This is a genomic window from Massilimicrobiota sp. An80, assembly GCF_002159255.1.
In the GTDB taxonomy this organism is placed as follows: domain Bacteria; phylum Bacillota_I; class Bacilli_A; order Erysipelotrichales; family Coprobacillaceae; genus Allocoprobacillus; species Allocoprobacillus merdigallinarum.
In genome coordinates, this window is record NZ_NFHI01000018.1 from 1 (window position 1) to 25,321 (window position 25,321).

At 30.2% G+C, this 25,321-nt stretch carries 28 protein-coding genes; 9 read left to right on the forward strand and 19 right to left on the reverse strand.

Annotated features, from left to right (window positions below; genetic code table 11):
* Positions 1 to 308: 308 nt before the first annotated feature.
* Positions 309 to 2,003, reverse strand: a complete 1,695-nt coding sequence (locus tag B5G32_RS06395; protein ID WP_087936185.1) for a phospho-sugar mutase — start codon at positions 2,001 to 2,003, stop codon at positions 309 to 311.
* A 295-nt stretch (positions 2,004 to 2,298) separates the two neighbouring features.
* Between B5G32_RS06395 and B5G32_RS14150 the strand changes: the two genes are divergently transcribed.
* Positions 2,299 to 3,018: a metallophosphoesterase gene (locus tag B5G32_RS14150; protein WP_087936186.1), complete on the forward strand. Its 720-nt coding sequence runs from the start codon at positions 2,299 to 2,301 to the stop codon at positions 3,016 to 3,018.
* Positions 3,019 to 3,041: 23 nt separating this feature from the next.
* Here the strand turns inward: B5G32_RS14150 and ybaK are convergent, their stop codons facing one another.
* Both ybaK and B5G32_RS06410 read right to left on the reverse strand, forming a co-directional pair.
* Positions 3,042 to 3,515, reverse strand: coding sequence for a Cys-tRNA(Pro) deacylase (gene ybaK, locus B5G32_RS06405; protein WP_087244867.1), 474 nt, complete (start codon positions 3,513 to 3,515; stop codon positions 3,042 to 3,044).
* A gap of 10 nt (positions 3,516 to 3,525) precedes the next feature.
* Positions 3,526 to 4,701, reverse strand: coding sequence for a MalY/PatB family protein (locus tag B5G32_RS06410; RefSeq protein WP_158093984.1), 1,176 nt, complete (start codon positions 4,699 to 4,701; stop codon positions 3,526 to 3,528).
* 301 nt (positions 4,702 to 5,002) lie between these two features.
* Here B5G32_RS06410 and B5G32_RS06415 point away from each other — a divergent pair, with 301 nt between their 5' ends.
* The 5 genes from B5G32_RS06415 to B5G32_RS06435 all read left to right on the forward strand — a co-directional run bounded on the left by B5G32_RS06415 (position 5,003) and on the right by B5G32_RS06435 (position 9,821).
* Positions 5,003 to 5,590: an HD domain-containing protein gene (locus B5G32_RS06415; RefSeq protein ID WP_087936188.1), complete on the forward strand. Its 588-nt coding sequence runs from the start codon at positions 5,003 to 5,005 to the stop codon at positions 5,588 to 5,590.
* 112 nt (positions 5,591 to 5,702) lie between these two features.
* The gene (locus B5G32_RS06420; protein ID WP_239386215.1) at positions 5,703 to 6,392 is read left to right on the forward strand and encodes a TVP38/TMEM64 family protein; all 690 of its coding nucleotides are present in this window, start codon (positions 5,703 to 5,705) and stop codon (positions 6,390 to 6,392) included.
* 74 nt (positions 6,393 to 6,466) lie between these two features.
* A complete protein-coding gene (locus B5G32_RS06425; protein ID WP_087244864.1) occupies positions 6,467 to 7,174 on the forward strand; it encodes a response regulator transcription factor in 708 nt (235 codons plus the stop codon).
* 2 nt (positions 7,175 to 7,176) lie between these two features.
* Positions 7,177 to 9,291 (forward strand): sensor histidine kinase, encoded by a 2,115-nt coding sequence (locus B5G32_RS06430; RefSeq protein WP_087936189.1) that lies wholly within the window; start codon positions 7,177 to 7,179, stop codon positions 9,289 to 9,291.
* 107 nt (positions 9,292 to 9,398) lie between these two features.
* Positions 9,399 to 9,821 (forward strand): DUF2871 domain-containing protein, encoded by a 423-nt coding sequence (locus B5G32_RS06435; RefSeq protein WP_087296887.1) that lies wholly within the window; start codon positions 9,399 to 9,401, stop codon positions 9,819 to 9,821.
* Between the two features lie 10 nt (positions 9,822 to 9,831).
* Here the strand turns inward: B5G32_RS06435 and B5G32_RS06440 are convergent, their stop codons facing one another.
* The gene (locus B5G32_RS06440) at positions 9,832 to 10,836 is read right to left on the reverse strand and encodes a YeiH family protein (RefSeq protein ID WP_087936190.1); all 1,005 of its coding nucleotides are present in this window, start codon (positions 10,834 to 10,836) and stop codon (positions 9,832 to 9,834) included.
* A gap of 113 nt (positions 10,837 to 10,949) precedes the next feature.
* On the opposite strand from B5G32_RS06440, the gene B5G32_RS06445 reads away from it, so the two are divergent.
* Complete coding sequence (locus B5G32_RS06445; RefSeq protein WP_087936191.1) at positions 10,950 to 11,816, forward strand: LysR family transcriptional regulator; 867 nt, start codon at positions 10,950 to 10,952, stop codon at positions 11,814 to 11,816.
* A 14-nt stretch (positions 11,817 to 11,830) separates the two neighbouring features.
* Positions 11,831 to 12,085, forward strand: a complete 255-nt coding sequence (locus B5G32_RS06450) for a DUF1294 domain-containing protein (RefSeq protein ID WP_087244859.1) — start codon at positions 11,831 to 11,833, stop codon at positions 12,083 to 12,085.
* On the opposite strand, the gene B5G32_RS06455 is transcribed toward B5G32_RS06450, so the two are convergent.
* The 9 genes from B5G32_RS06455 to B5G32_RS06495 form a co-directional block, all read right to left on the reverse strand.
* Positions 12,080 to 12,424 carry a SpoVG family protein gene (locus B5G32_RS06455; protein ID WP_087244858.1) on the reverse strand — a complete coding sequence of 115 codons (345 nt, stop codon included), beginning with the start codon at positions 12,422 to 12,424 and terminating at the stop codon, positions 12,080 to 12,082. The genes B5G32_RS06450 and B5G32_RS06455 overlap by 6 nt on opposite strands.
* A 27-nt stretch (positions 12,425 to 12,451) precedes the next feature.
* Entirely contained in the window at positions 12,452 to 13,030 is a 579-nt protein-coding gene (locus tag B5G32_RS06460) for a GrpB family protein (protein WP_087936193.1), read from the reverse strand.
* A gap of 117 nt (positions 13,031 to 13,147) precedes the next feature.
* Positions 13,148 to 14,743, reverse strand: coding sequence for a hypothetical protein (locus B5G32_RS06465; RefSeq protein WP_087936194.1), 1,596 nt, complete (start codon positions 14,741 to 14,743; stop codon positions 13,148 to 13,150).
* On the reverse strand, positions 14,724 to 15,452 hold the full coding sequence (locus tag B5G32_RS06470; protein ID WP_087936195.1) for an ABC transporter ATP-binding protein: 729 nt from the start codon (positions 15,450 to 15,452) through the stop codon (positions 14,724 to 14,726). Before B5G32_RS06470 ends, B5G32_RS06465 begins: the two co-directional genes overlap by 20 nt.
* A gap of 70 nt (positions 15,453 to 15,522) precedes the next feature.
* Positions 15,523 to 16,164 (reverse strand): SdpI family protein, encoded by a 642-nt coding sequence (locus B5G32_RS06475; protein WP_087936196.1) that lies wholly within the window; start codon positions 16,162 to 16,164, stop codon positions 15,523 to 15,525.
* The gene (locus tag B5G32_RS06480) at positions 16,161 to 16,430 is read right to left on the reverse strand and encodes an autorepressor SdpR family transcription factor (protein WP_087296879.1); all 270 of its coding nucleotides are present in this window, start codon (positions 16,428 to 16,430) and stop codon (positions 16,161 to 16,163) included. Before B5G32_RS06480 ends, B5G32_RS06475 begins: the two co-directional genes overlap by 4 nt.
* Positions 16,431 to 16,562: 132 nt before the next feature.
* Positions 16,563 to 16,832: a phosphocarrier protein HPr gene (locus B5G32_RS06485; RefSeq protein WP_087244851.1), complete on the reverse strand. Its 270-nt coding sequence runs from the start codon at positions 16,830 to 16,832 to the stop codon at positions 16,563 to 16,565.
* Positions 16,833 to 17,028: 196 nt separating this feature from the next.
* Positions 17,029 to 18,081 (reverse strand): class I SAM-dependent methyltransferase, encoded by a 1,053-nt coding sequence (locus B5G32_RS06490; protein WP_239386216.1) that lies wholly within the window; start codon positions 18,079 to 18,081, stop codon positions 17,029 to 17,031.
* Positions 18,082 to 18,090: 9 nt separating this feature from the next.
* The gene (locus tag B5G32_RS06495; RefSeq protein ID WP_087936197.1) at positions 18,091 to 19,596 is read right to left on the reverse strand and encodes a putative periplasmic lipoprotein; all 1,506 of its coding nucleotides are present in this window, start codon (positions 19,594 to 19,596) and stop codon (positions 18,091 to 18,093) included.
* Between the two features lie 104 nt (positions 19,597 to 19,700).
* On the opposite strand from B5G32_RS06495, the gene B5G32_RS06500 reads away from it, so the two are divergent.
* A complete protein-coding gene (locus B5G32_RS06500; protein WP_087296877.1) occupies positions 19,701 to 20,240 on the forward strand; it encodes a nitroreductase family protein in 540 nt (179 codons plus the stop codon).
* Between the two features lie 77 nt (positions 20,241 to 20,317).
* On the opposite strand, the gene B5G32_RS06505 is transcribed toward B5G32_RS06500, so the two are convergent.
* The 6 genes from B5G32_RS06505 to B5G32_RS06530 all read right to left on the reverse strand — a co-directional run bounded on the left by B5G32_RS06505 (position 20,318) and on the right by B5G32_RS06530 (position 25,242).
* Positions 20,318 to 20,536 carry a DUF6465 family protein gene (locus B5G32_RS06505; protein WP_087244848.1) on the reverse strand — a complete coding sequence of 73 codons (219 nt, stop codon included), beginning with the start codon at positions 20,534 to 20,536 and terminating at the stop codon, positions 20,318 to 20,320.
* Positions 20,537 to 20,886: 350 nt separating this feature from the next.
* On the reverse strand, positions 20,887 to 22,710 hold the full coding sequence (typA, locus tag B5G32_RS06510) for a translational GTPase TypA (protein WP_087296876.1): 1,824 nt from the start codon (positions 22,708 to 22,710) through the stop codon (positions 20,887 to 20,889).
* Positions 22,711 to 22,817: 107 nt separating this feature from the next.
* Entirely contained in the window at positions 22,818 to 23,552 is a 735-nt protein-coding gene (locus B5G32_RS06515; RefSeq protein ID WP_087936198.1) for an alpha/beta hydrolase family protein, read from the reverse strand.
* A gap of 15 nt (positions 23,553 to 23,567) precedes the next feature.
* Positions 23,568 to 24,215, reverse strand: coding sequence for an SGNH/GDSL hydrolase family protein (locus tag B5G32_RS06520; protein WP_087936199.1), 648 nt, complete (start codon positions 24,213 to 24,215; stop codon positions 23,568 to 23,570).
* A 33-nt stretch (positions 24,216 to 24,248) separates the two neighbouring features.
* Entirely contained in the window at positions 24,249 to 24,563 is a 315-nt protein-coding gene (locus B5G32_RS06525) for a branched-chain amino acid transporter permease (protein WP_087936200.1), read from the reverse strand.
* On the reverse strand, positions 24,556 to 25,242 hold the full coding sequence (locus B5G32_RS06530; protein ID WP_343286431.1) for an AzlC family ABC transporter permease: 687 nt from the start codon (positions 25,240 to 25,242) through the stop codon (positions 24,556 to 24,558). The genes B5G32_RS06525 and B5G32_RS06530 overlap by 8 nt, the downstream gene beginning before the upstream one ends.
* Positions 25,243 to 25,321 lie beyond the last annotated feature (79 nt).

The following is a 25,321-nucleotide window of genomic DNA, read 5'->3' on the forward strand; positions in this document are numbered from 1 at the left end:
AATTAGAAGATTCCATAATCTAATTATACCAAAAACGACAATGATAATCATTAAAGATAATCATTGTCGTTTTCTTTTTTAGGTGGCCTTACGAATATTTATTTCGTTACAGTCCCTTTTAGTTTTGTCTAAAAGTCTTTGAAGTGGTTGCTATAAATTATTATTATCTACAAAATAATAAAAGATACTTTTACAAACTCATAGTAAAAGTACCTCTTCATTTTGTATCAAAACCTTCTCAAAAGTAGTAAATTTGTAGTATATCTTTATATAAATATCAAATTTACATTAATTACACAAAGATTTTTTTATTCACCTATGATATCCATCATATCTTTTTGGAATACTTCTGTTTTGCTTGCAGCATCATCAACAGTTGCACCTTTGATTGAGAAATAGAATTTACATTTTGGTTCAGTTCCACTAGGTCTAGCAGCAATCCAAGAACCATCTTCTAAATAATATTTCAATACATTTGATTTTGGTAAATCAATAGTTGTTTCATTTCCGTTTTCAGTTCTTACACTTGTCTGATAATCTTCAACAGCAACAACTTTAACACCACCAATTTCAGTAGGTGCATCTTTTCTTAAATTATCCATGATTTCTTTAATTCTTGCAGCTCCAGCAGCACCTGCTTTAGATAAAGCAATTTGACTTTCTTTAAATGCACCATGTTTCGCATATAATTCATTTAATACATCAATTAAATCTTTACCTTGTTTTTTATAATAGTTACCAGCTTCAGCAGCAGTTAAGACAGCTTGTACTGCATCTTTATCTCTAACGAAATCTTTAACAACACATCCATAAGATTCTTCATAACCAAAGACAAATTGTTTTTCTCCAGTTTTTTCATATTTACGAATCTTATCTCCAATGAATTTAAATCCAGTTAATGTTTTTTCTACATCAACACCATAGCTTCTTGCTACTAATTCACCTAAATCAGAAGTAACAATGGTATTATACATAACAGCATTATCAGGTAATGTTCCTTTTTCTTTCATTTGACTTAAAATATATTCAAGATAAACGGCAGCTGATTGGTTACCACTCATCAATACATATTTTCCATCATGTTTAGCAACAACACCTAATCTATCTCCATCAGGATCACAGATAACAACAACATCAGCATCAACTTCTTTAGCTTTAATGATAGCTAATTCATAAGCCATATCCTCTTCAGGGTTAGGAGATTTTGTATTTGTATAATCTGGATCAGGAGCACATTGTGCAAGTACTGGTACAACATCATATCCTAAACGTCCTAAACAAGTTCTCACAGGGATATTGCTTGTTCCGTGTTGTGGAGAGAAGACAATTTTAAATCCACTCTTATCCATACCAGGATTAATTTCAATACCCATAACAGCTTTATAATAAGCTTCATCAACTTCTTCACCAATCCATGTCATATATGGATAAGCTTCTTCATCGCTGCATACATGAATATCTAATTCATCTTCAACTTCATTAACATATTTAACAACTTCATCTGCCCATTCAGGAATCAACTGACATCCTGTATCATCATAAACTTTATATCCGTTATATTCTTTAGGATTATGTGATGCAGTAATCATAATTCCACCAGCACATTTTAAATATCTCACCGCAAAAGATAATTCTGGTGTAGGTCTTAAACTTTCAAAAATAAATGATTTAATACCATAAGTTGCTAAAACTTTAGCACTTTCAATCGCAAAACGGTAAGACATATGACGGTTATCATAACCGATAGCTACGCCTCTTTCCTTTCCATTTTCCAATCCCAATACATATTTTGCAAAACCAACATTTGCTTTTCTAATAGTATAGATGTTCATTCTATTTGTTCCAGGTCCCAAAATACCTCTCATACCAGCAGTACCAAATTCAACATTTGTATAGAATGCATCTTCCTTTTCTTTTTCTCCCATGTTTGTTAATTCCATTTTTGTGGCTGCATCCATTGCAGGATGATTCAACCATCTTTCATAATTTGCTTTATAATCCATTATTGTTTCACCTCTGTTTCTATTATAACAAATCTTAAAAACCAACGCCATAAAAACCCACTCTGAAATGTAAACATTTTCACCCATTTTCATTAAAAAATAAAAAATAATAGTTTTCACAAATTTATGTAACCACTATCATTTTTTGTTTTATTTATCTGTTTTTTCACTTTTCATAATAGATATTCAAACATAAAAAAATAAAATCAATCATATAAAATGATGATATAATGGGTGTGAAAGAGTACCATAGGTGCGATTTCGTACAATAATGAAAAGAAAGCGAGGTTATAATATGTCAAGAATTTTTATAACTGGTGATACACATGGCTCTTATGATATTCAAAAACTTGCAAGAAAGAACTTTCCTGAAGGAAAAACCTTAACCAAAGATGACTATGTGATAATCTGTGGCGATTTTGGCTGTGTCTGGGGTGGTGAGTTAGCTGGATCTGATCGCTGGTGGCAAAACTGGCTCGATGAACAGCCTTGGACAACATTATGGGTTGATGGCAATCATGAAAATCATGATTTATTAAAAACATATCCCATAGAAAACTGGAATGGTGGACGTATTCATAAAATCAATAATAGTATTTTTCATTTGATGCGTGGTGAAATCTTTACACTTAATAATCAAACTTTCTTAGCTTTTGGTGGTGGCTATTCAACTGATCGTGTTTATAGAAAAGAAGGCATTTCATGGTGGAAAGGAGAATTGCCAACACATGAAGAAGTCAACCATGCCCTCACTAATCTCAAGAAATATCATAATCAGGTTGATTATATTTTAAGTCACGATGCCCCTCGTGACATTAAAGAATATTTAGGATTTTATGATAGCTGTGATATGACTGTTTATGGTGATGAATATGAAGATATTCATAGTGTTTTATATTTGCTTAAAAAGACCATACAATTTCAAGACTGGTATCTAGGTCATTACCATATAGATAAAGATATAGGAAGTATGCATATTCTTTATCATCAAATCATTGAAATCACTCATAAATAAAAAAGCAAGGATTCCTTGCTTTTTTATCTTATCACATCTACACATTGACCATTGACATATTGGATTAAATCTTGAGGTTTTAAAATCACCTGTAAACCTCTTTTTCCTGCACTGATTGCGACTCTATCTAACAGCAAAATATCTTCCTGAAAATAAGTAGGAAACTTTTTCTTCATGCCAATAGGAGAACACCCACCACGCATATATCCTGTTAATGGTAATAAATCTTTCTGATGAAGCATTTCAACACTTTTATGTCCACTGGCTTTCGCCAGCTTTTTTAAATCAATTTCTTCCATGACTGGTATACAACAAACCAAATATTCGTGATGATCATGTAATACAAGCGTCTTATAGATTTCATCTGCTTCTAAATCTACCTGATGAACAATATGTTCACCAGATAAATGATTGTCATCATACTCATATTCACGTGTTTCATAATTGATATGTTGCTGATCCAATAACCTTAATACATTTGTTTTAATCTTTTTCATTTTTACACCATTACTTATATGATTTATAGAATTCAATAAATCGCATCATTGCTTCTTTTAATAAATCTGAATTTGTTGCTGTATTAATACGTACCCATCCCTCATAATTATCAATAAAACGGCTTCCTGTTTCCAATAACACATGTGTTTCATTAGCCAAGTCAATAACAAACTGATCAATATTGGCTATTTTTGGTAAATAAACCCATATTAAATATCCCATATCAGGTTTCATGATTTTCATATCTGTTGTTTCTAATAATTCCATTGTCATATTAATATTTTGACGAAGATATTCTAATAAATCATAATACCATTGTTTCCCCTCATTATAAACAGTTTCAATCATATAAATACCAATACGTTGTGGACCTATATGAAGTTTTGAGAGATAATCATTAAATTGTTTATTGAAATCTTCATTTTTACAGATTGTAAAAGATGTTGATAATCCTGAAATATTAAATGTTTTATTTGGCGATGATGATACAATAATATGATCATAAATATCAAAAAATTGAATAAGAGAAACAAATTTTTTATCTGATATAAGGATATCGCCATGAATTTCATCAGAGATAATCATGACTTGATATTTTTTACATAATTGAACTAATTGGTTAAGTTCTTCATATGACCAGGCTTTACCTCCAGGATTATGTGGATTACAGAACAACAAGACATCAATTTGATGTAATTTCAACATCTTTTCCAATTCATCATAGTCTATCAAATATTCCTGATTTTTATTTTTTAATGGCATCTTATAAGCATGACCAATTTGAGCACAATTATAAAATGGTCCGTAGACAGGTGTCATAATTAAAATATTTTTATCTCTAGCGAATAAATCAGTTAATAAATGTAGTGATGTAATTGTTCCAATAGATGGAACAATCCAATCTTTGTTGATATGAATATGATGAATTTCATCATACCATTGAATAATGCTTTCATAAAAACTATCTTGGACATGAAAATAGCCTAAATCTCCCTCACTGACAAATTTCATTAATCTCTTTTGAACATTTTCATCCATCTTAAAATCCATATCCGCAATAAATAATGGATAAAACTGATCTTCAGTTTGAAAATGAGTATGGAATCTCTTATTGATATATGGAGCTTCCCATTTCATAGAACCATTATGTCTTCTTTCTAATATTGATCCAAAATCGTTTTTCATTCTTTTATCTCCCTTCATAATCAATATCTTTCCACAAAAAATACATCGGCCTATATGTTATTATAAGCCGTTTTCGTGTGACAAGCAATAAACAGTTCTCACTTGAATCTTTATCATCTTTTTTTGTTTAAAACTTCAAATTGATTTTCTCAAAAGATTATACCACTTTTTTTGAAAACACTGATATTTATCATTACAATCATTTCTATGATAACTATTCTTAAAGAAATCATAAAAAATCTATTTAAATCATCAAATTTATGATGATTATTTGTTATAATGTAAACAAGGATGTGAGAAAATGACAAACAAAGAAAGATTTATTGAAATTTATAAAACAAAAATTCATCGTGATGGAAGTGAAAAATTATTAGAATTTTTATTGTCACGTAATTCTGATTTTTTTGAAGCCCCTGCCAGTTCAAGATATCACGGTAATTATGAAGGTGGTCTACTGGAGCACAGCCTCAATGTTTATGATTGTCTAAAAGACTATTTATCACGTGAACGTGTTCAAAAAACATACCATTTGAATTATAATGAAGAAACTATCGCTATTGTTGCTTTACTTCATGATTTATGTAAAATTAACTGTTATAAACAAAGTATGAGAAATGTCAAAGAAAATGGACAATGGATTCAAGTGCCTTTTTATGAATTTCAAGATACATTGCCTTATGGTCATGGAGAAAAAAGTGTTTATATGATTAGTGGCTATATGCGTTTAAAAAGAGAAGAAGCCTTTGCGATTCGTTATCATATGGGATTTGCTGGTAATGAAGATGCCAGAAATGTAGGTGCTGCTTTTGAAATGTTTCCACTCGCTTTTGCCTTATCTACTGCCGATATGGAAGCCACTTATTTTATGGAAGGAAAAAAGCATTCTTAATCAAAACAAGCTAAGCTTGTTTTTTTATTTTCTTTAGAAAATCTTTATCTTTTTACTGGTTTCCTTTTTCGCTTTTTCGTTCATACTATCAATGTCGATAGGAGTGACCTTTATGATCAATAAAATCAAACAACATAAAAAAGAAATTCAATTTATAATCAAGTGTCTACTTATCATGGGTTTGATATGTTTATGCTTATATCAACCTATGATGAAGATCTTTGAAAATCCTCAGCTACTAAGAAATCAGCTACAAAGTTTTGGTTTATTTGGACAAATCATTTTTGTTGGTATTGTTATTTTACAAGTTATATTTGTTTTTCTTCCAGGTGAAATTGTAGAAATTATGGCCGGATTTATTTATGGCCCATTTGTAGGACTCCTCTTATGTTTAATAGGGAGTGCTATGGGTTCGTTACTGATTTATAATTTTGTTAAGAAATGGGGACAAAATTTTATTCAGCGTTTTATCAGTTTAGATCAGATAAATCAGGTTCATTTTTTACATAATCCAAAAAAAAGAAATATTTTATGTTTTATTGTTTTCTTTATACCTGGTACACCTAAAGATATTCTCACTTATCTCATTCCATTAACAGATATGAAACTTTCAACATTTCTTTTCATTACAACTATCGCAAGAACACCTTCAATTATCACATCTACCATTGGTGGTCATGCATTAGGAATTAAAGATTATCTGTTTTCTATCATTATCTTTGTCGTAACGGGTATTATTTCTTTCATTGGTATTTACATCTATAAAAAAATAAACAAACGAAAGTTATCATATCATCTTTAGAAAATCTTTCGTTTTATCCTCTACTTTTCTTTTTTAAATTCAAGTATAATGTAGAAAAGTCGGGAGGGGTTTTTATGGATTATAATATATTAATTGTAGAAGATGAAATTGAAATCTGTGATGCGATTGAGATTTATTTAAAAACACAAAACTATCATGTTTTTAAAGCGCATAATGGTATTGAAGGATTAGACATTGTTGAAAAAGAAACTATTCATCTTGCTATTGTGGATATCATGATGCCAGTGATGGATGGCATTCAAATGACAATGAAAATGAGAGAAAAATATGATTTTCCTATTATTATGCTTTCAGCCAAATCAGAAGATATTGATAAAGTCACTGGACTAAACATTGGAGCAGATGATTATGTCACAAAGCCTTTTGTGCCAATTGAATTACTTGCCAGAGTCTCATCACAGCTTAGACGTTATCGCAAATATCTAGATGCAACTGCAAAGAAAACATCACAGAATGTCTATACTGTTGGCGGTTTAGAGCTTAATTTAGATACAAAAACAGTGAGTGTAGATAATCGTCAAATCAAGGTCACACCTATTGAATTTAAAATCTTACAATTACTCATGGAGTATCCTGGAAAAGTTTTTTCAGCTGAAAACATTTATGAAAGTGTCTGGAAAGAAGATGCTATTAACACGGATACAGTAATGGTTCATGTCCGTAATTTAAGAGAAAAAATAGAATTAGATCCAAAACATCCTCAATACTTAAAAGTTGTGTGGGGCGTTGGATATAAAATTGAAAAACAAGGCAGGGATTAACTATGAAAATCAAAAAACATATTGCAAGTATTATTATCTTGATAACACTGATAATAACAAGTATAGGAACTTATTTATGTTATCCTTTTATTAATCAAGCTACTCAAAAATCTAGTTTTGAAAGCCGTGATATTTCGGATTATATGTCTTCTTATCTGATTGAATACAGTTATGCATCTGATTTTCTACTCAAGGAAAGTCAAGATCCATCTGCTTCCATTTATGATTATTATCAATCTTCACAAGATGAAATCAATGCAGATTATTATTATGACTTCCAGTCAGCTGTAGAAGATAAAGTGAATGAACTCCATCAAAAAGAAGATATTTTCTTCCATATCACTGATCATCAATCACAAAAACAATTCTCTAATACCAATGATCCCATTTCTCAAATCTCACAAAACAAGGATTTACAAGACAAATATCAATGGTATATGCAAATTGAATTTGATAACAAAGGTGTTCCAAAAGTTACCCATACAAATGATGAACATATCAATATTTATTCTCTAGAATCTCTCTTCTCTTATAACACCACATTTTATGATGATTATAGTCAAGAAGATATCACGATTCGCTATCAACCTTTACAAAATATCACTATAACACTTGCAGTTAGTGATCAATTGCATATGACCAGTCAAATTGGTTCTTATCTGATGAATATATCACGTAGCCAATTATATCTCTACTCACTTCCATATATTTTCACTGCGATTGTGGTCTGTTGTATTGTCACATTATGTATTCCTATGAAATATCTTGAACAAAGTCGTTTCTTATCTTTTGTGATGCGTATTAAATTTGCCTTTCTGGCTATTATATGGGGAACACTGGCTATTATGATGTATGCTGGCACGGCAATTATGATTGCAGGTACTATCCAAGATCAGTTCCAATATATTTACCAGCAATTTGCGATTGAAGCTATTGGTTCCTATTTAACTCCAGCCATCAATATCGCTTATTACTTTATTTTCTATCTCCTCTTTATCATCTTAGCTTACTTTGTGAAATATCTTTTCCATAAGGGACTCAAAAAATACTTTTGGGAAAATACATGTCTTGGATGGCTAATAACTCATGGCTATCAGATTATGAATAAAGTCATTGATTTTGATCTAGATGATTCTTTAAACAAAACAGTTTTAAAAATCGTTTTATTCAATCTCTTGATTATAGCAGGATGTTCAATATTCTTTGTTTTTGGTATATTCTTTGCAGTGATTTATTCTATTATTATCTTTATTTTAATAAGAAAGAAATTTCAAGATATTCAAAATGATTATCATACCTTATTAAAAGCGACTCAACAATTATCTAATGGTCATTTTGATGTACAGATTAATCAAGATATTGGTATCTTCAATCCTTTAAAAGATGAATTTGTTCATATCAAGGATGGATTTGAAAAAGCCGTGAAGGAAGAAGTCAAATCTCAGAGAATGAAAACGGAATTGATTTCTAATGTTTCTCATGATTTAAAAACACCATTAACTTCTATTATCACTTATGTAGATTTATTAAAGAATAACAATCTTAGCAGTGATGATCGTCAACATTATTTAGATATCTTAGAAAGAAATTCTTTAAGACTGAAAAATTTAATTGAAGATTTATTTGAAGTCAGCAAAGCCAATAGTGGAGATGTCAAATTAAATCTTGTGGATATAGATATCATTTCGCTTATTAAACAATCTCAATTAGAGTGTCAGGATAATTTAGATGAGAAATCTTTATCCATGAAATGGAATTCATCCCAAGACAAGATGATGTGTCATTTAGATAGTTCTAAAACTTATCGTATTTTTGAAAATCTATTTATGAATATTAGTAAATATGCTTTACCACATACACGTGTTTATATTGATATTCATGATCATGATGACCATGTAGAAATTATCTTTAAAAATATATCTGAAGAAGAAATGACATTTAATGAAAATGAAATCGTAGAAAGATTTGTTCAAGGAGATAAATCAAGAAATACGCATGGTTCTGGTTTAGGACTAGCCATTGTCAAGAGTTTTACTGAAATACAAGGTGGGCAATTCCATGTAGAGCTAGACGGTGATTTATTTAAGACTATTGTCATCTTCCCTAAATGTTCATAAAACAAAGAAGTTTTCGATTTGAAAACTTCTTTTTATTTGCATATTCATTGACAAGATTCTCTCTACGCATTAAGATATCCAAAGAATAGAATGGGGAGGTTCATTCAATGAAAAAATTAATAAATGTTTCAATGATTTATATGATAGCAGCTCTTGTGGCGGGTGTTTTTTATAGAGAATTGACTAAATTTAATCAATTCACAGGAAAAACAACATTAAGTGTTACACATACGCATTTATTTATTTTGGGTGTCTTTGTTTTCTTGTTGTTGGCACTCTTTATTAAAAATGATAAAGATATATTAGAAAGCTCATTATTTAAGAAATTCTTCATTTTATATAACATAGCTTTACCATTTTTTATTATCATGTTGATGACAAGAGGAGTTGTTCAAGTCTTGAATATTCAATTATCAACTGCAATGAATGCGATAATTTCTGGTATCGCTGGAATCTCACATATACTTTTAGCTCTATCTTTTGTTTTATTCTTTATCATTCTACGAAAAAAATCTATTCAAGCCGAATAGATTTTTTTTACTAAAACAATAAAGCAATCAAAATGAATGCAAAGATAATTTGTGATGTTCCTGTTAAACATCCATATAACATAGCTTTAGGTCCTTCTTTAATAAGATCAGCAAATTTAACACGCATCCCTATGGCTGCTAAAGCAATAATCTCAAATTGAGAACTTACCATTTTTGCAGATGTAGAAATGATGGCTGGTAAAATGCCTGTACTATTGATAATACTAAAAATAAAGAATCCAATAACAAACCATGGGACTTTGGCTTTAACCTTCGCTGCTACTCCTTCTTTTTTAGCAAACAATGGCTGATTTTCATCAAGATTCATTTTGGCATATGTTAAAGCAACGACAACCACAAAAATGATTCTGACAATCTTAAAGATTGTCGCAAATTCCACAACTTCCTGATTGACAAGTGATGCTGATGCAATGACCTGTCCAATAGATTGCAGTGTTCCACCAATCATCGCTGAAGTTTGAAGTGTTTCATGATGATATAATAAGCTTGTTAAAATAGGTAAGACAACCATTAAAATTGTTCCCGTGACATTGACAATTGTAATTGAAATACCTTTATCTTTACTGTCAGCTTCCACAATTGGAGAAACTGTTCCAATGGCTGAAGATCCACAAACAGCATTCCCTGCACACATTAACAATGAAAACTTCTTTGTGAATTTTAATCTTCTTCCAATAAAATAACACATAGTGATAGTCAATATCATTTGTAAAGCAATAAAGGCAACACCTTGTATACCAATTCCCATAATATCTGTTAATTGTAATGTTAAACCTGTTAAAACAATAGAATATTCTAATAAACGACTTTCTGAAAATTTCGTTCCCACATTAAAAATATCTTTATTTAAAAATGTATTGCCTGCAAGCATTCCAATCCCAATCGCAAAAAGTGCAGCACCAATACTTGGAAAAAACTTCGCAATCTGCTGAGCTATAAGTCCAATAGCCAAGCAAACTATAAATCCTGGTAATATATCTTTGATTTTATTCACTTTGTCATCTCCCCTTATCAACCAGGGTTATATTACCACAATTTTCATATAAATAAAAATTATGATATTTTATTTATTATAACAATATATTATAATGAAGATGAGGTGATTTCATGATAGATGATAAAATGAGAACATTCGTAGAAGTCGTTGAATGTCAAAACTATACTCAGGCAGCTAAAAATTTACATATTACTCAGCCTGCCGTTACACAACATATCAAAGCTCTGGAAGAACATTATCAACAAAAGTTTATTGATAGCACTCATAAATCTTTCCATCTCACCAAAATGGGTGAACTTTTATATCACTATGCCAAAACACAGATTCATAATGAAGATCTTTTCCAAAAACAGCTCCAAACAGCTTATCCACCTTTAACCATTGGCTCAACACTATCCATTGCCGATTATTATGTTCCTCATATGATTGCGAAAAAATTCATTCAAACTTCTCGTCCATGTGAAATTGTTGTCGCTAATACGCATACTTTAATTCAAAAGCTCATTAATGGTGAAGTTGAATGTGCTTTTGTAGAAGGACAGTTTGATACACAATTATTTGATTATCATTTATTAAAACAGGAAAGATTTATTGCTGTTGCAAGTATTCATCATCCTTTAGCTCATCAAAAAATAACATTTGAACAGCTTTTTGCATATCCATTACTCATTAGAGAAAAAGGTTCAGGAACAAGAGATATCCTAGAAAATTATTTACAACAGACAATCTATCCTCTTTCACGTTTTTCACATTTTATTGAAGTGGGTAGTTTATCTATGATAAAAACATTGCTTATGGACAGTCAGGCAGTTACTTTTTTATATGCTGGCGTTGTGAAAGAGGAAATACAAAATCAACAATTAATTGAATTACAGATTGAAAACTTTCATATTTCTCGTCCTATGCACTTCATTTATCTCAAATCACATATTCATAAAGATGAGTATCAGCAATTATTTCATATGATGACAGAATGAGAAAGGAGTTTTCTATGATTTATTTCCTTATTATCAATTGTATTGGCTTTATAATAATGAAAATAGATAAATCCAAAGCCAAGCATCACTTATATCGTATAAGTGAAAAAGCACTTTTTACAGTTGCCATTATCGGTGGCAGCTTAGGCGTATGGCTAGGGATGTATCTATTTCATCATAAAACTAAACATTGGTATTTTGTATGGGGTATTCCTATGATTGTCATCATACAGATGATAATCATATATAAACTGCATTTTCATCTATGATTGATTCACAATTTGAAAATCATCATAAGTTAAATCGAGAAATGGAATATTTGTATTTTGACATTGATAAAAGAGTGAACTTTCTTGAGATTGCATCAGATCTTCAACGCATCTTAAAAGAAGATTTTCAAAGACTTGGCGAGCAGGTGCTGAAATAGGATGATAAATATCTCTATATTCACCTTTGATTAACTGACTTGGCATGGCAATAAAATATCCATTTTCTTTTTCTATAATTTTAATATCATGTAAAGCAAGAACGCCTCCTATTGTTAAAGTAGCAGAGGCTTTTAAACTTCCGCCATGATAAACCTTTGTTATTTTTATTGTATCTATCATATAATCTTTCCTTTCTGTATTTTCTTTTTATTCTTGATTTGTCTTGTTCTCTTGAATGGCATCACTGAGAATTTTTTGAACAACTTCACTTTTGGCATCAGCATAGTTCTGTACATATTTCCATGTTTTCTTTGCTAACTCTTTTTTTGTATTCTCATAAAGTTGCCTCGCATCAGCATGACAACGTAAATAATTCCTAAACAGAAGATACTTTTCAATTTCTTTTGACCCTTTTGAAAAAACATGTAAATGAATATCAGTATCTGGTCCTTTAAACATATGATGATTTTCAAAATCTGGTTCCCTCACTCTTAAAATATAACCATGCCGACATAAATCATCCATATAATCTTCTTCTTTGCCTGCATCTTCAACAACAAGTAAAATATCAATAATAGGCTTAGCCATTAATCCTGGCACAGATGTTGAACCTATATGTTCAATCATCAAAGCTTTATCTTTTAATATTTTTAAAATTCTTTCCTTCTCTCTTTCAAATAAAGTAGGCCATTTTTCATCATATGGGTTTAATTGAATGGTCTGATTATGCTCAACATTACCATTGACAATCACTTTTTGAATATATTCATCACTTAATTTCACCATATAACATCAACCTCCTTTCAACATATCAATGAACTTCTTATAAATCCTAATCATATTATACATGGATTCAAGCTAAATAAAAATAAGATTCAATCTCGAATCTTATTTTTAAAAACTCTAAATACTATCAAACTGTTGAACACCCCATGTATGAATCATATAATAAAGAATAATGTCTAATAGAACCATCACAATAATCACACTATACATATACATAGACACAGACATAAGATTGATCAACCATAATCCATAAACCATTGCGATAACAATCGCAACCCCCATTGAAATAAACATCGTTAAAACAACAGGTAAACTCTGTTTCACACAGACTGTTTCATTAACCCAGTCAAACTTAGGCTTCCATAAATTGAGTAATAATCCTAAAAAATCAATCAATAGTGTAAATAAGATAGGAACAACCAAGACAAGTAAGCTATCAATCATTCCAATACCTGTCACATAAATCAAAGCGACAGAAAGAATTAAACCACCGGGAATACATAAGAAAGCATGCATAGCTAATTTTGAATTTAAAATATCCTGTGTTGTTATAGGGAGTGATTTAATAATCCAGAAACGATCTCCTTCTAAAGAAATAGAGGATGCACTGATCATATTTAATGATGATACAGCAATAACCATTAAACATAACACTGGAGTCATATATTCTTGAATCTGAGGAATAGAAGCAATCATTTGAATTTCATCTTGATAAATCAAGACAGCTCCCGCAGCGATGATACAAAGAATAATACCCATTGCTCCATTCAACATCACCATCGCATTAGAAGTAAAATGTTTGATTTCTCTGATGACAAGAGCTTTAAACATTGTATTTTGCTTCATTGGTTTTGCTTTATAGATGGCTTTTTTCATCTTAGGTTTTGAGGTTGCCATTTTCGTAAAGTTCATAGATAATAAATAAATCACAATAATAAATGGCAATAAGGCACAAATAAGATAAATCACAAAGCTACCTATATTTCCCTTAGTTAAAGCAATGCTTAAATGATATAATGGAAAGACTGTTTTTTCAATTGCTTCAGCAATACTCTTACCATTTTCAACAAGCCATACAAGATATGTCTGTAAAGAGTTCACAACATACATATATAAACCAAAGAAACCTACAAATAATACAATAGAAATAACCGTTTTGAAGCGATGAATTTTGACAAGCACATGAGCTAAAATCCAGCTAAATAAACAAGATAACGCTAAAACAAACAATGGCAGTGTCAAAACAACAATAATAAACATAAAGATTTCAATCATCGTCATACCGACATTAGTGATATAAACATAGAAAGCTGGTATCGCAATCAAAGACTCATAGACATAATTTAAAATCAAAATTGTAAACACACGACTCAATAAAATATCACTATTTTTAATAGGCATAGCCAACAACAATTCATTATCTTTAGCTTCATAAATTTCATGATGTGTTAAGAAAATACTTCCTATAAAGCAAAGCAAAATAATGAATAATGCCATTAAAGCAAAGTATAACCATTCAATCCCCATCATTGAAAATGGTTCAATCAAAGAATAAAACAACATCCCAAACATGCCAATAAAGACAACACCTACATAAGCAAACAATAAACCAAATAATATCAGCTTTCCAATACTGTTCCCTTTTTTCTTAGAACTTTTTGTTTGTCTTAATAAAATACCCTGCAATCTAATCTTAATGAGCGTCATTAACATTGTCATCATCCTCCAACTCTAAGAAAACATCTTCAAGTGATTCATCACCAATTACATCTTGAGTCTTTCCACTGACAATCAATTTTCCTTGTTTAATAATCGCAATACGATCACATAACTTTTCAGCCACTTCCAAAACATGTGTTGAAAAGAAAATGGCACCACCACGATCACAATGATCACGCATGATTTGTTTTAATAAATGTGATGCTTTAGGGTCTAATCCAACAAATGGTTCATCCATTAAAATTAATTGTGGTTGATGTATAAAAGCTGAAATAATCGCTAACTTTTGTTTCATCCCGTGTGAATAAGCACTAATAGGTTGAGCCAGATCACTTGTTAATTCAAATAAATCAGCATATTTTGATATACGTTCTTCTCTTTGTGTTTTTGATACCTGATAAACATCTGCCACAAAATTTAAATATTGAATTCCTGTGAGATATTCATATAAATCTGGATTATCTGGTATATAAGCCATGATTTGCTTACATTCTAAAGCATGACTTTTCATTGATTTTCCATTAATAATGATTTCCCCTTCATCAAAAGGCATAATACCAGCAACAGCTTTCAATGTTGTTGTTTTTCCTGCCCCATTATGACCAATAAAGCCATAAATATGTCCTCTTTCAATATGCAATGATAAATCATCAACAGCTTTATATTGATCATATTTCTTTGTTAAATGTTCAATCTTTAACATCTTATATATCCTCTCTTTCTACAAATAATTATTAATATTATTTATATTATATATTTTATATCTTTAATATTTAATCGTCAATCTTTTGACTACATTTTCTAAATAAAAAATAAGAATACACATAAATAAATACAGTCATACCTAAAATACCAATCATCAATACCAGATAAGTGTACGAAAAATGAACTAATGCACTTATACCATTTATTAATCCAATCATCACAAAACAATATCCACTAATTTTATGTGTCTTTTTCCAAACATATTCACTTGCTAGTGTCCATGGTGTTTTGACACCAAAGAAGTAATTTTGCGGTATTTTAGGTAAATAATTACCCATTCCTATTAATAAGACAGACACTAACAATAACACAAACTGTTCACCATCTTGTTGGGGATTAAAAGCTGAATATTCAAAAAAAGCAGCAAGAATCAAAAAGAACACTGTTAAACCATATTGAAAAAGGCGATATGTTTTCTTTCTTTTTTCCAAATTCATTCTTTTAGGATCAATATGCTTTGTAAGTGACATCCCATAATAGATGGTCATTGGTATAAAAGCCAGAATCAAAAACATATAACGACTGCCATAACCATCAATTTGCCAGTTTTCATCCCAATGTAAAGGGACTGTATCTGGCATCAAAAAGACAGTCACTACCAAAAGAAAAGTCACTCCCCACAAGATTCCATCAAAAACTTTTATTCTCATTTTTCATCCCCCATATCAATAAAATTCATAAACCACTTCATTACTTCTTGAAAAACAGACATATCAATACTATAAACAATATTCTGCCCCTGTCTTTCATCAATGATCAAACCACTTGATTTCAAAATAGATAAATGATGTGATATAGATGGTTTCGTCATTTGAAAACAATCTGCAATTTCTCCAGCATTTAAAGGTCTATCCTGTAACAACTCTAAGATTCTTCTTCTCGTTGGATCACTTAACGCTTTAAATGCATCACCCATATCTCTCCCTCCTTTAATATTTAGATATTTATCTAAATATCTAAATATATTTTATCACTTTGCTTTCTATTGTCAAACAAAAGAAAAAAGAACTATACAAAATGTATAGTTCCATGTATTTGAAGCCTAATATTATTCAGCAACTTTTTGTTCTTTAATAACTTTAGCAATTGATGCGATTACGTCTTTTTCATCTTCACCTTCAGCTACGATTTCTACAGTAGCTTTAGTAGGAACACCTAAAGACATAACACCCATAATTGACTTCAAATTAACTTCTTTACCATTGTAACATAATTTGATATTGCTAGTAAATTTGCTAGCTTGGTTGACTAAGATAGTTGCAGGTCTAGCATGTAATCCAACTGGATCTGAAACTACAAAAGATAATTTTTCTGCCATCTTATTGACTCCTCCTTAATAATTTATAGTCTTATTATAACACATTTCAATTACTTTTCCATACATTTTCAAAAGTTTTTAATACGCTTTCATAATATTTTTTTGTCAAGTATTTTAACTCTTTTTTTCTATTCCAAAAAGCATTGATATAATGAATAAAACTTCATATAAAAAGGAGAATTGACTCAAAATTCTCCTAAAAAGTTTTTTGTGCTACAACCAAAAATTGATGTGTTGTCATTTCAAAATATGAATGATCTTTCATTTCTTTTAAGGCCTGTAAATAGAAAACCTGATATCTATTGACATTCGCAAAGTCTGGTGACACTTTTGTAAAATATTGATATAATGACTGAATACTATGAAAACGAATTGTTCCATAATCTTCAAATTTATCAACAATACGCATACCAATACTTTCTAAAGTCTGTGCACAGCTTTCAGCATCCCATTTTCCTTTCATTTGGAAAGGCATATATAAACGAACAAATTCTTTCAAGTTCTCTGTTCCATGCTGATTGACAATGAAATATCCACCTTTTTTCAAAACTCTTTGGATTTCATTTTTATCATAATTACATTCCTGGCACATAATAATATCTATTTTTTCATCTTTAAAAGGCATTTTCCCAGTTGGTGTCAATGTTGTGACTTTGACTGATGAATCATCTTCAAACTGACTCTGTACTCTTTGTGTATCCGTATAAGGTTCAACAACAAACATCGCTTCCGTATCATCTTTAAATTGACTCGCAAACTTTCCTGAATCCACACTCATGACAGCCAAATGATCTTCAGGTGTCATGTATTGTCTTAAAATTGAAGTTTCATCATAATTTTGAGGTGTTAATGTATAATCTTTTTCAAAATCAGCATTTGGTGTAAAATGTTGTAATTCATTTTGTAATAAATGCGCATCTTCAATTTGTCTACGACATCTTTTTTTACTATATATCAAAATAGCATATTGAACAACTGCATCAGCAACAATACCCATTGCTAAAAACAAGGCAAAGTAAATAAACCACTCTAGACTAAATAATGGTGCTGGTGACGAAATCAAATAACAGATAAAGCAAAGAAAGACCATATATCCAACACGATTATAATTAAATGGTTTATCTAAAGATAAAAACCAGTTTATATTGTTCATCTTTTCCATTTTACTTTTTGTTATTTCAAAAAAGACGACCTGCATTAAAAATAACACTGCTATAAAAATTAATAATAATATCATTAAATATTCCATATAAACTCCTTATTCTATACTTTCTCCCTCAATTGTATAATAATGATATCCGTCTGAAAAATATCCCTCATTATGGAATGTTAAATCTCCTTCAATAGAAAACAATTCTTCCATATCATCATCTATACTATAGACATAACTTCTTCCATTTTTATTCAATAACAAATAATTTTCATCATTATATTCAATTAAAGGTGTTTCTGGTAAAGATGTATATTCAACAGGGAAGACTTCTTCTCCTGTTATATCAATAATACCATACATACCATTTTCATTATAAACCGCATAATATGAACTGCCTATGTACTCCATACGATAATATGCTTTTTCTGTCAATTTTTCACCTTTATCGTCGATTAATGAATAACCTTGATCATCAATTTTCACAATAGCTCTACCACAAGCATCAAATGGATTCGCTTCAAGATATGTTTGGTCAAACACCTGTTTATTGTCAAAATTATAATAGACATATCCTTTTTCTTGTACATAAACTGGATACATTTCAAAATTTAATTCCTGCACATTAGGATATAATTGACAATTTTCAAGTGTTCCTTTTGACTTTCCATTTTTATATATATAATGTGGTCCATAAACCTTTTCTTCACGTATTAAATATGTTTGTGTATCATAATAATAAGTATTAATTAAAGTTGGAACACCACCAATAGAATAAAGATATGTTTTATCATCAGAAGTTAAAATGATATTATCTTTATTATCAAAATAAGCATCTTTAATCGCAATGTTGTTTTGATAAACCTTTTGATTTTGAAAATCAATATATATCATACTTTTTAACTTCTCATCATTAATGATACATCCAGCATCATTTTGAAGTAAAAATGTATAAGTTCCTTTTTCTACTTCAAGATCAAAATCTTTATCTTTATGACCAGTCACATAATAAAAGTGATTCTTATCTTTAAATCCAACAACCATAGATTTTCCATTTTGATATTGTGAAACATATGTCACAGCATCTTTTCCTCTATAAAGTTCTTCACCATTTCGATATAAAACAATATATTCTTTATCCTGATAAATCACTGGTAAATCAGTTTTCATAATACTTGTTTTGTCATTGGCTTGATATAAAATTTCGCCTTCACTATTTAAAACATAAAGATTATCTTTAACCAATTGATTTTGAGAAGTTTCTTCTTGTTTTTGATTATCTTGTTTTTGATCATCTTTTTTCTTTTCTTCTTTTTTAGTCGCAAAAAACATCTGATCTACACTTTCTAGCGTTTCATATTCACCCATTGGGATCATTTCATCACCATCCAATGAAATCAATCCCACTTGTTTTTGACTATTAGTGACAATATATCCTAAGTTCCCAACACGTTCAAATGATTGGTATTGATATTCTGTTATTTGTTCACCTTCAGAATTATATAAAGCGCTTAATTCTTTATCATTTGTTAACATAAAGTAGTTTAGTTTTTGATTTTGACTACATCCCACCAATAATAAAACTGTTATGAGCCCAACGAATATTTTTTTCATCGTTCAATCCTCCTTTAGTTGCCCCTAGTATACCATAAAATATACTTTTTAGCATTGTTTTTTCAAACAATCAGACTATAATAGAAAACAAGGGGTGATATGAAATGAATGAAACATTACAAACAATCGCAAAAAGAAAAAGTTGTCGCAGTTATCAAAATCAAATGATTAAAGAAGAAGAACTTCAAGCTATTTTAAAAGCTGGAATTCAAGCACCTAGTGCTATGAATAGACAATTATGTGAAATCTATGCCATTACCAATTTGGCTTATATTGATGAATTAACAAATGCTATTAAAAAAGTAAGTGAAGAACGTGGTGAAAAGAAACCTGATTCTTATCATTTTTCTTATCATGCTCCTGTCTTATGTATTGTCAGTGGTCCTGAATATGATTCAAGACGAGTAGAAGATGGAAGCTGTATATTAGAAAATATCTTTTTAGCCGCAGCAAGCTTAAATATCGGTTCATGCTGGATCAATCAACTCAGTGATACACAAGATGTTGATGAAGTGAGAAATGTCTTAAATAAACTTGGTATTCCTCCTAATCATCAAGTTGTTGGTTGTGCAGCTATTGGATACGTCAATCAAGAAGGTGCTACAAAAGAAAAGAAAGAAAGTCGAATTCATATCGTTAGATAATCATTGATCTTAAATAAAGAGGCTATAACGTATAACGTTTAGCCTCTTTATTTGGGTATATGTTTGTAATATTAAGATTAACCGATGTATAATGGTTGGTCATTACCAACGACTTCACCAGTTTTTGTTGTCGCAACATAATATACAGAAGAATCTTCTGGTTTATAATAAACCTCTAATGTATCAATAGTTGTCATTTTAACACCTTTTGATTTAACATCCTCTTTTACTAACTTCTCAATAGATGTTGTTTCAACATTTTTATTATGAAATTGTACTTGTAATTTAATTTTCACTGCGTCCCCTCCTTAATTCATATTATAAATGAAAGCGTTTTACATTTCAATAAATTACTTCATTTACTTCCAACAATATACCACTTTTTTAAGAAATACTCAAATTTTTATTGAATTTTTTATGATTTTCTCATATTTTTTATATCATATTCTCAAAAATATTATCAAATTTTTAATACAAAAACCATATTTTATCAATTTATCTTATCTTTAAAACGATCATTTCTTTGATTGATTCCTTTAACAATTTACCTTATCAGCCATGTTTTCAACTACTATATCACAATTTTTCTCTTTTATTTTACATGAAAAAAGATTCTTACTTGTCCATTCAAGTAAGAACCCTCTCATTATCCATTCATTTTTTTCGTATAAGCTTTTCTTCTTTCATTTTCAGTTAATAAACGTTTTCTTAAACGAATATTCTTTGGTGTCACTTCTACAAGTTCATCATCATTAATATAATCTAAACAAGCTTCTAGGTTGAAAACTCTTGGTTTCTTTAAAACAACAGTTGAATCTTTTGTAGAAGAACGTGTATTTGTTAATTGTTTTCCTTTTGTGACATTGACAACCAAATCATTATCACGGCTATGTTCACCCACAATCATACCTTCATAAACTTCTACACCTGGACCAACAAACATAACTCCACGATCTTCAACACCGCCAAGGGCATAAGCTGTTGTTTGTCCTGTATCAATAGAAACAAGAACTCCTAACTGTCTTTCTCCAACAGTATCTCCTTCCATTGGACGATAATCTAAGAATGAATGATTGATAATTCCATATCCTTTTGTCATTGTTAAAAAGTTTGTCATGAATCCAATTAAACCACGTGATGGAATGATATAATGCACTTTTGTCATACCGTTATCAGATTCCATATTTTCTAATGTTCCACGTCTAAATCCTAAAGATTCAATAATACTTCCAATACATTCATCTGGTGCTTCAATAAAGACTTCTTCATAAGGTTCACATTTAACACCATCAATTTCTTTAATAATAACTTTTGGTTTAGAAACCTGTAATTCAAATCCTTCACGACGCATATTTTCAATTAAGATAGATAAATGTAATTCTCCACGTCCTGAAACAATCCATTCTTCAGCATTTGGCACTCTTTCAATCTTTAAAGAGACATCTCTATTTGTTTCTTTAAATAATCTTTCTTCTACTTTACTTGCTGTGACAAACTTACCTTCTTTACCTGCAAATGGTGAAGTATTTGTACCAAAAACCATTTGAATTGTTGGTTCATCAATACGTAATAATGGTAATGGTTCTTCATGTCCCATTGTACAGACAGTTTCACCAACACCAATATCCGCAAGTCCTGCAATAGCGACAATGTCCCCAGCACTAGCTTCTTCAATTTCAATTCTATGTAATCCTAAAAAGCCAAATAATTTTTGAACTCTAAATTGTGTTTTTGTTCCATCTGCTCGTAAACAAACAACAGTTTCATTAACTTTAACTTTTCCTCTTTGAATACGTCCAATACCAATACGTCCTACATATTCATTATAGTCAAGTAAAGCAGGCTGGAACTGTAATCCACCTTCTTCATCTACTAATGGAGCTGGAATTTCATTGATAATCATATCAAATAAACAATCCATATTAGGAACCTGAGTTGCAATATCAGGATCTAAGCTTGATGTTCCCATTAAAGCTGAAACAAAGACAGTTGGGAAATCTAACTGATTATCATCAGCACCTAATTCCATAAATAATTCTAAAACTTCATCCATAACTTCATGAATACGAACAACTGGACGATCGACTTTATTAATCACGACAATTGGTTTCACTTTAGCTTCTAGAGCCTTCTTTAATACAAAACGTGTTTGTGGCATTGTTCCTTCATAAGCATCAACAACCAATAAAACACCATCAACCATATTCATGATACGTTCTACTTCACCACCAAAGTCAGCATGACCAGGTGTATCCATAATATTAATACGATAATCTTTATAGTTAATAGCAGTATTTTTTGCTAAAATAGTAATTCCACGTTCTCTTTCAATGGCATTTGAATCCATTGCTCTTTCAGCAATCTGTTCATTATCCTTTAATGTTCCAGATAATTTTAATAACTGATCAACAAGAGTTGTTTTTCCATGGTCAACGTGAGCAATAATTGCTATATTTCTAATGTTATTCATGTTTTTCACTCCTCCTTTTTGCCTTTTTGATTATAACACAATTCATTGAAAAGACAATACAAAAAGCTTGACTCTTTATTGAATTTATCATGAAAAATACAGGGAGTTTAGCCCTGTATGAAAAAATCATATGTCAGTTGAATCACCTGACGAATATGTTCTAAATTATCATAATTGTGTGTCGCACCTTCTATTGGATGAAAAACTGGATTGACAAAACCTTTTAAATATTTCTGAGATATCGCATAAGGAACTGTTGTATCTTCAGTTCCATGAATAATCATAAGATCATTTTGATAAGTATCTAAATCCTGATATAAATCTCTCGATGTTATATCTTCAACAAATTCATGAGAGATTTCAAAACCACTATGATCATAATAAGGAGCTTCTTCAACATGCCCTTTTAAATATTCAATCGCTTCAGGAAGATTGAATGCAGGTGCCCATAAACACATTTTAGAAATATCCTGAGGATACATTTTAGCAACCTCACTTGCAATAGCTCCACCCATAGAATGACCAAGCAAATAAATATCTGTCACACAATCCATCTGTTTGACTTCCTCTAAGATTTTGATAGCTGAATCTAATTCATTTTGAAAAGTCATATCTTTAAAATCTAAATCAGATTGTCCACTGCCTAAAAAATCCATACGAATGGTTCCAATATTTTGCTTTTCCATCATTCTTGATAATTGTACATAAGAAAATTTTGTTCCTGTATTTTGACCTGTAAAGCCATGAAAAATAATACATACTGGATATTGCTCTACATCAGGTTTATGAAAGAATCCACGCATAACTCCTTGTTTTGTCTTAATTTCATAATATTCTTGCATGTCTTTATCCCCTCCTTATAACTGATTGAAAATAGCTTCTGTCAATAAAGCATAACCATCTTCGTTAATATGTAAACCATCAATAAAAACATCTTCTCTTAAAATATTGTCTTGATATAAAGACTGATAAATATCTATAAAGTGAACATAGTCATAAGGTATCATACGTTTATATTCCTGCATGATCATCTGTAAAATATCATGACTTCTTAAACCTTGATGCATAGCCTGATAACCATGAACCTTTTCAATACACGGTATTGGGCTCAACAAATGAATTTGACATTCTGGTAAATTATAATGAATGATTTCTACCATTTCTTTAATATTTAAAGCAATATCCCTTGGACTTGCCATCACTGTATTTCCTAAATCATTTGTTCCTACTAAAATAAAGACTTGGCTTGGATGATATTTGATAACCCCTTCATCTACAAAATGAAGCAACATATCAGATGTTATACCACCAATTCCACAATTATAGACTGGTCCTAAATGTCTAAAAATATGTTCAACATCATAATATTCAATGATGGAATCTCCATAAAAAACAATACTGTTTTCTTCTATATATCTTTGTTGTTGAATAATCTGTATCATTCTTTTTAAAACAGACTCTCTTAACTGATAAATATTTGTATCAAATTTCATATTTTGACGCATACAATCTTCACCTCATTTTCATTATAACATATGTTATATGAAAATAATTTGAACACATAACATGTAAATCACAGTTCCACCAATAATAGATAACAATGTATTACGTTTTATAAGATGTAAAAGAATAACACTCCCAACCCCAATCATCTCACATATTCCATGATTTCCACTGAATAATTCAACACTTCTTAAACAATAAACGACAAGCATTGCCATAATGGCATAAGGCAATACATCTCCAAGATATTCAATAATGGGATAAGATTTACTTTTAAAGATGAAAAAAGGCAAAACTCTGGTTAAAAAGGTTATACAAGCCATAACACTAATCAATATGATTTCATACATTTTCCTTTCCTCCTTTTTGATAAACATAAATCAAACTTAAAATAATCCCAATCATTGAAGGAATAATAAAAGCTTCACTTCCAAAAATCACTAAGCAGGCAATACTGATTCCAAAACCAATATATGTATAAAGATGTTTATCTGTCGTTAAATATTGATCTAAGACAATCACAATAAATAAAGCTGTCATTGCAAAGTCTAAACCTGTTGTGTTGATTGTTAATAATGAGCCTATAATACTTCCTGCTAAACTTCCTAATATCCAATAACATTGATCAAATAAAGAAATAAAAAAAAGATAATATTTTTGACTGCATCCCTTTGGAGTTTTAGCACTGACCAATAATGAATAGGTTTCATCAGTCAAAGAAAAAATCATATAGGGTTTGAGTTTCCCCATATCTTCAAACTTTTTAATCATGGATAGACCATAAACCAGATGTCTGGCATTAATCAATAATGTCATAATTATTGTATTAATAACAGTTGCCCCTGATGTTAAAAGATTGATTGCGACAAACTGCATACTTCCAGCATAAATAAACACACTCATAGCTAACGCATATAAAAAAGAATATCCTTCACTTTCTAGTAACATACCAAATGCCATCCCCAGTACAATATATCCCATCATGACTGGTATGGAAGCAATAAAAGCTTCTCGCATTGTTTTTTTCATGATTTCACCTCAAATCTATATAGATAATATTTTAACATTATTTATGTGTTTTGTGAAACATGAATATGTATTTTAATAC

Bases quoted from the DNA above. Each gene is read 5' to 3' on its own strand.
- B5G32_RS06395 (WP_087936185.1), bottom strand. From the start codon at position 2,003: ATGGATTATAAAGCAAATTATGAAAGATGGTTGAATCATCCTGCAATG.
- B5G32_RS14150 (WP_087936186.1), top strand. From the start codon at position 2,299: ATGTCAAGAATTTTTATAACTGGTGATACACATGGCTCTTATGATATT.
- ybaK (WP_087244867.1), bottom strand. From the start codon at position 3,515: ATGAAAAAGATTAAAACAAATGTATTAAGGTTATTGGATCAGCAACAT.
- B5G32_RS06410 (WP_158093984.1), bottom strand. From the start codon at position 4,701: ATGAAAAACGATTTTGGATCAATATTAGAAAGAAGACATAATGGTTCT.
- B5G32_RS06415 (WP_087936188.1), top strand. From the start codon at position 5,003: ATGACAAACAAAGAAAGATTTATTGAAATTTATAAAACAAAAATTCAT.
- B5G32_RS06420 (WP_239386215.1), top strand. From the start codon at position 5,703: ATGATCAATAAAATCAAACAACATAAAAAAGAAATTCAATTTATAATC.
- B5G32_RS06425 (WP_087244864.1), top strand. From the start codon at position 6,467: ATGGATTATAATATATTAATTGTAGAAGATGAAATTGAAATCTGTGAT.
- B5G32_RS06430 (WP_087936189.1), top strand. From the start codon at position 7,177: ATGAAAATCAAAAAACATATTGCAAGTATTATTATCTTGATAACACTG.
- B5G32_RS06435 (WP_087296887.1), top strand. From the start codon at position 9,399: ATGAAAAAATTAATAAATGTTTCAATGATTTATATGATAGCAGCTCTT.
- B5G32_RS06445 (WP_087936191.1), top strand. From the start codon at position 10,950: ATGATAGATGATAAAATGAGAACATTCGTAGAAGTCGTTGAATGTCAA.
- B5G32_RS06450 (WP_087244859.1), top strand. From the start codon at position 11,831: ATGATTTATTTCCTTATTATCAATTGTATTGGCTTTATAATAATGAAA.
- B5G32_RS06455 (WP_087244858.1), bottom strand. From the start codon at position 12,424: ATGATAGATACAATAAAAATAACAAAGGTTTATCATGGCGGAAGTTTA.
- B5G32_RS06460 (WP_087936193.1), bottom strand. From the start codon at position 13,030: ATGGTGAAATTAAGTGATGAATATATTCAAAAAGTGATTGTCAATGGT.
- B5G32_RS06465 (WP_087936194.1), bottom strand. From the start codon at position 14,743: ATGTTAATGACGCTCATTAAGATTAGATTGCAGGGTATTTTATTAAGA.
- B5G32_RS06470 (WP_087936195.1), bottom strand. From the start codon at position 15,452: ATGTTAAAGATTGAACATTTAACAAAGAAATATGATCAATATAAAGCT.
- B5G32_RS06475 (WP_087936196.1), bottom strand. From the start codon at position 16,164: ATGAGAATAAAAGTTTTTGATGGAATCTTGTGGGGAGTGACTTTTCTT.
- B5G32_RS06480 (WP_087296879.1), bottom strand. From the start codon at position 16,430: ATGGGTGATGCATTTAAAGCGTTAAGTGATCCAACGAGAAGAAGAATC.
- B5G32_RS06485 (WP_087244851.1), bottom strand. From the start codon at position 16,832: ATGGCAGAAAAATTATCTTTTGTAGTTTCAGATCCAGTTGGATTACAT.
- B5G32_RS06490 (WP_239386216.1), bottom strand. From the start codon at position 18,081: ATGGAATATTTAATGATATTATTATTAATTTTTATAGCAGTGTTATTT.
- B5G32_RS06495 (WP_087936197.1), bottom strand. From the start codon at position 19,596: ATGAAAAAAATATTCGTTGGGCTCATAACAGTTTTATTATTGGTGGGA.
- B5G32_RS06500 (WP_087296877.1), top strand. From the start codon at position 19,701: ATGAATGAAACATTACAAACAATCGCAAAAAGAAAAAGTTGTCGCAGT.
- typA (WP_087296876.1), bottom strand. From the start codon at position 22,710: ATGAATAACATTAGAAATATAGCAATTATTGCTCACGTTGACCATGGA.
- B5G32_RS06515 (WP_087936198.1), bottom strand. From the start codon at position 23,552: ATGCAAGAATATTATGAAATTAAGACAAAACAAGGAGTTATGCGTGGA.
- B5G32_RS06520 (WP_087936199.1), bottom strand. From the start codon at position 24,215: ATGCGTCAAAATATGAAATTTGATACAAATATTTATCAGTTAAGAGAG.
- B5G32_RS06525 (WP_087936200.1), bottom strand. From the start codon at position 24,563: ATGTATGAAATCATATTGATTAGTGTTATGGCTTGTATAACCTTTTTA.
- B5G32_RS06530 (WP_343286431.1), bottom strand. From the start codon at position 25,242: ATGAAAAAAACAATGCGAGAAGCTTTTATTGCTTCCATACCAGTCATG.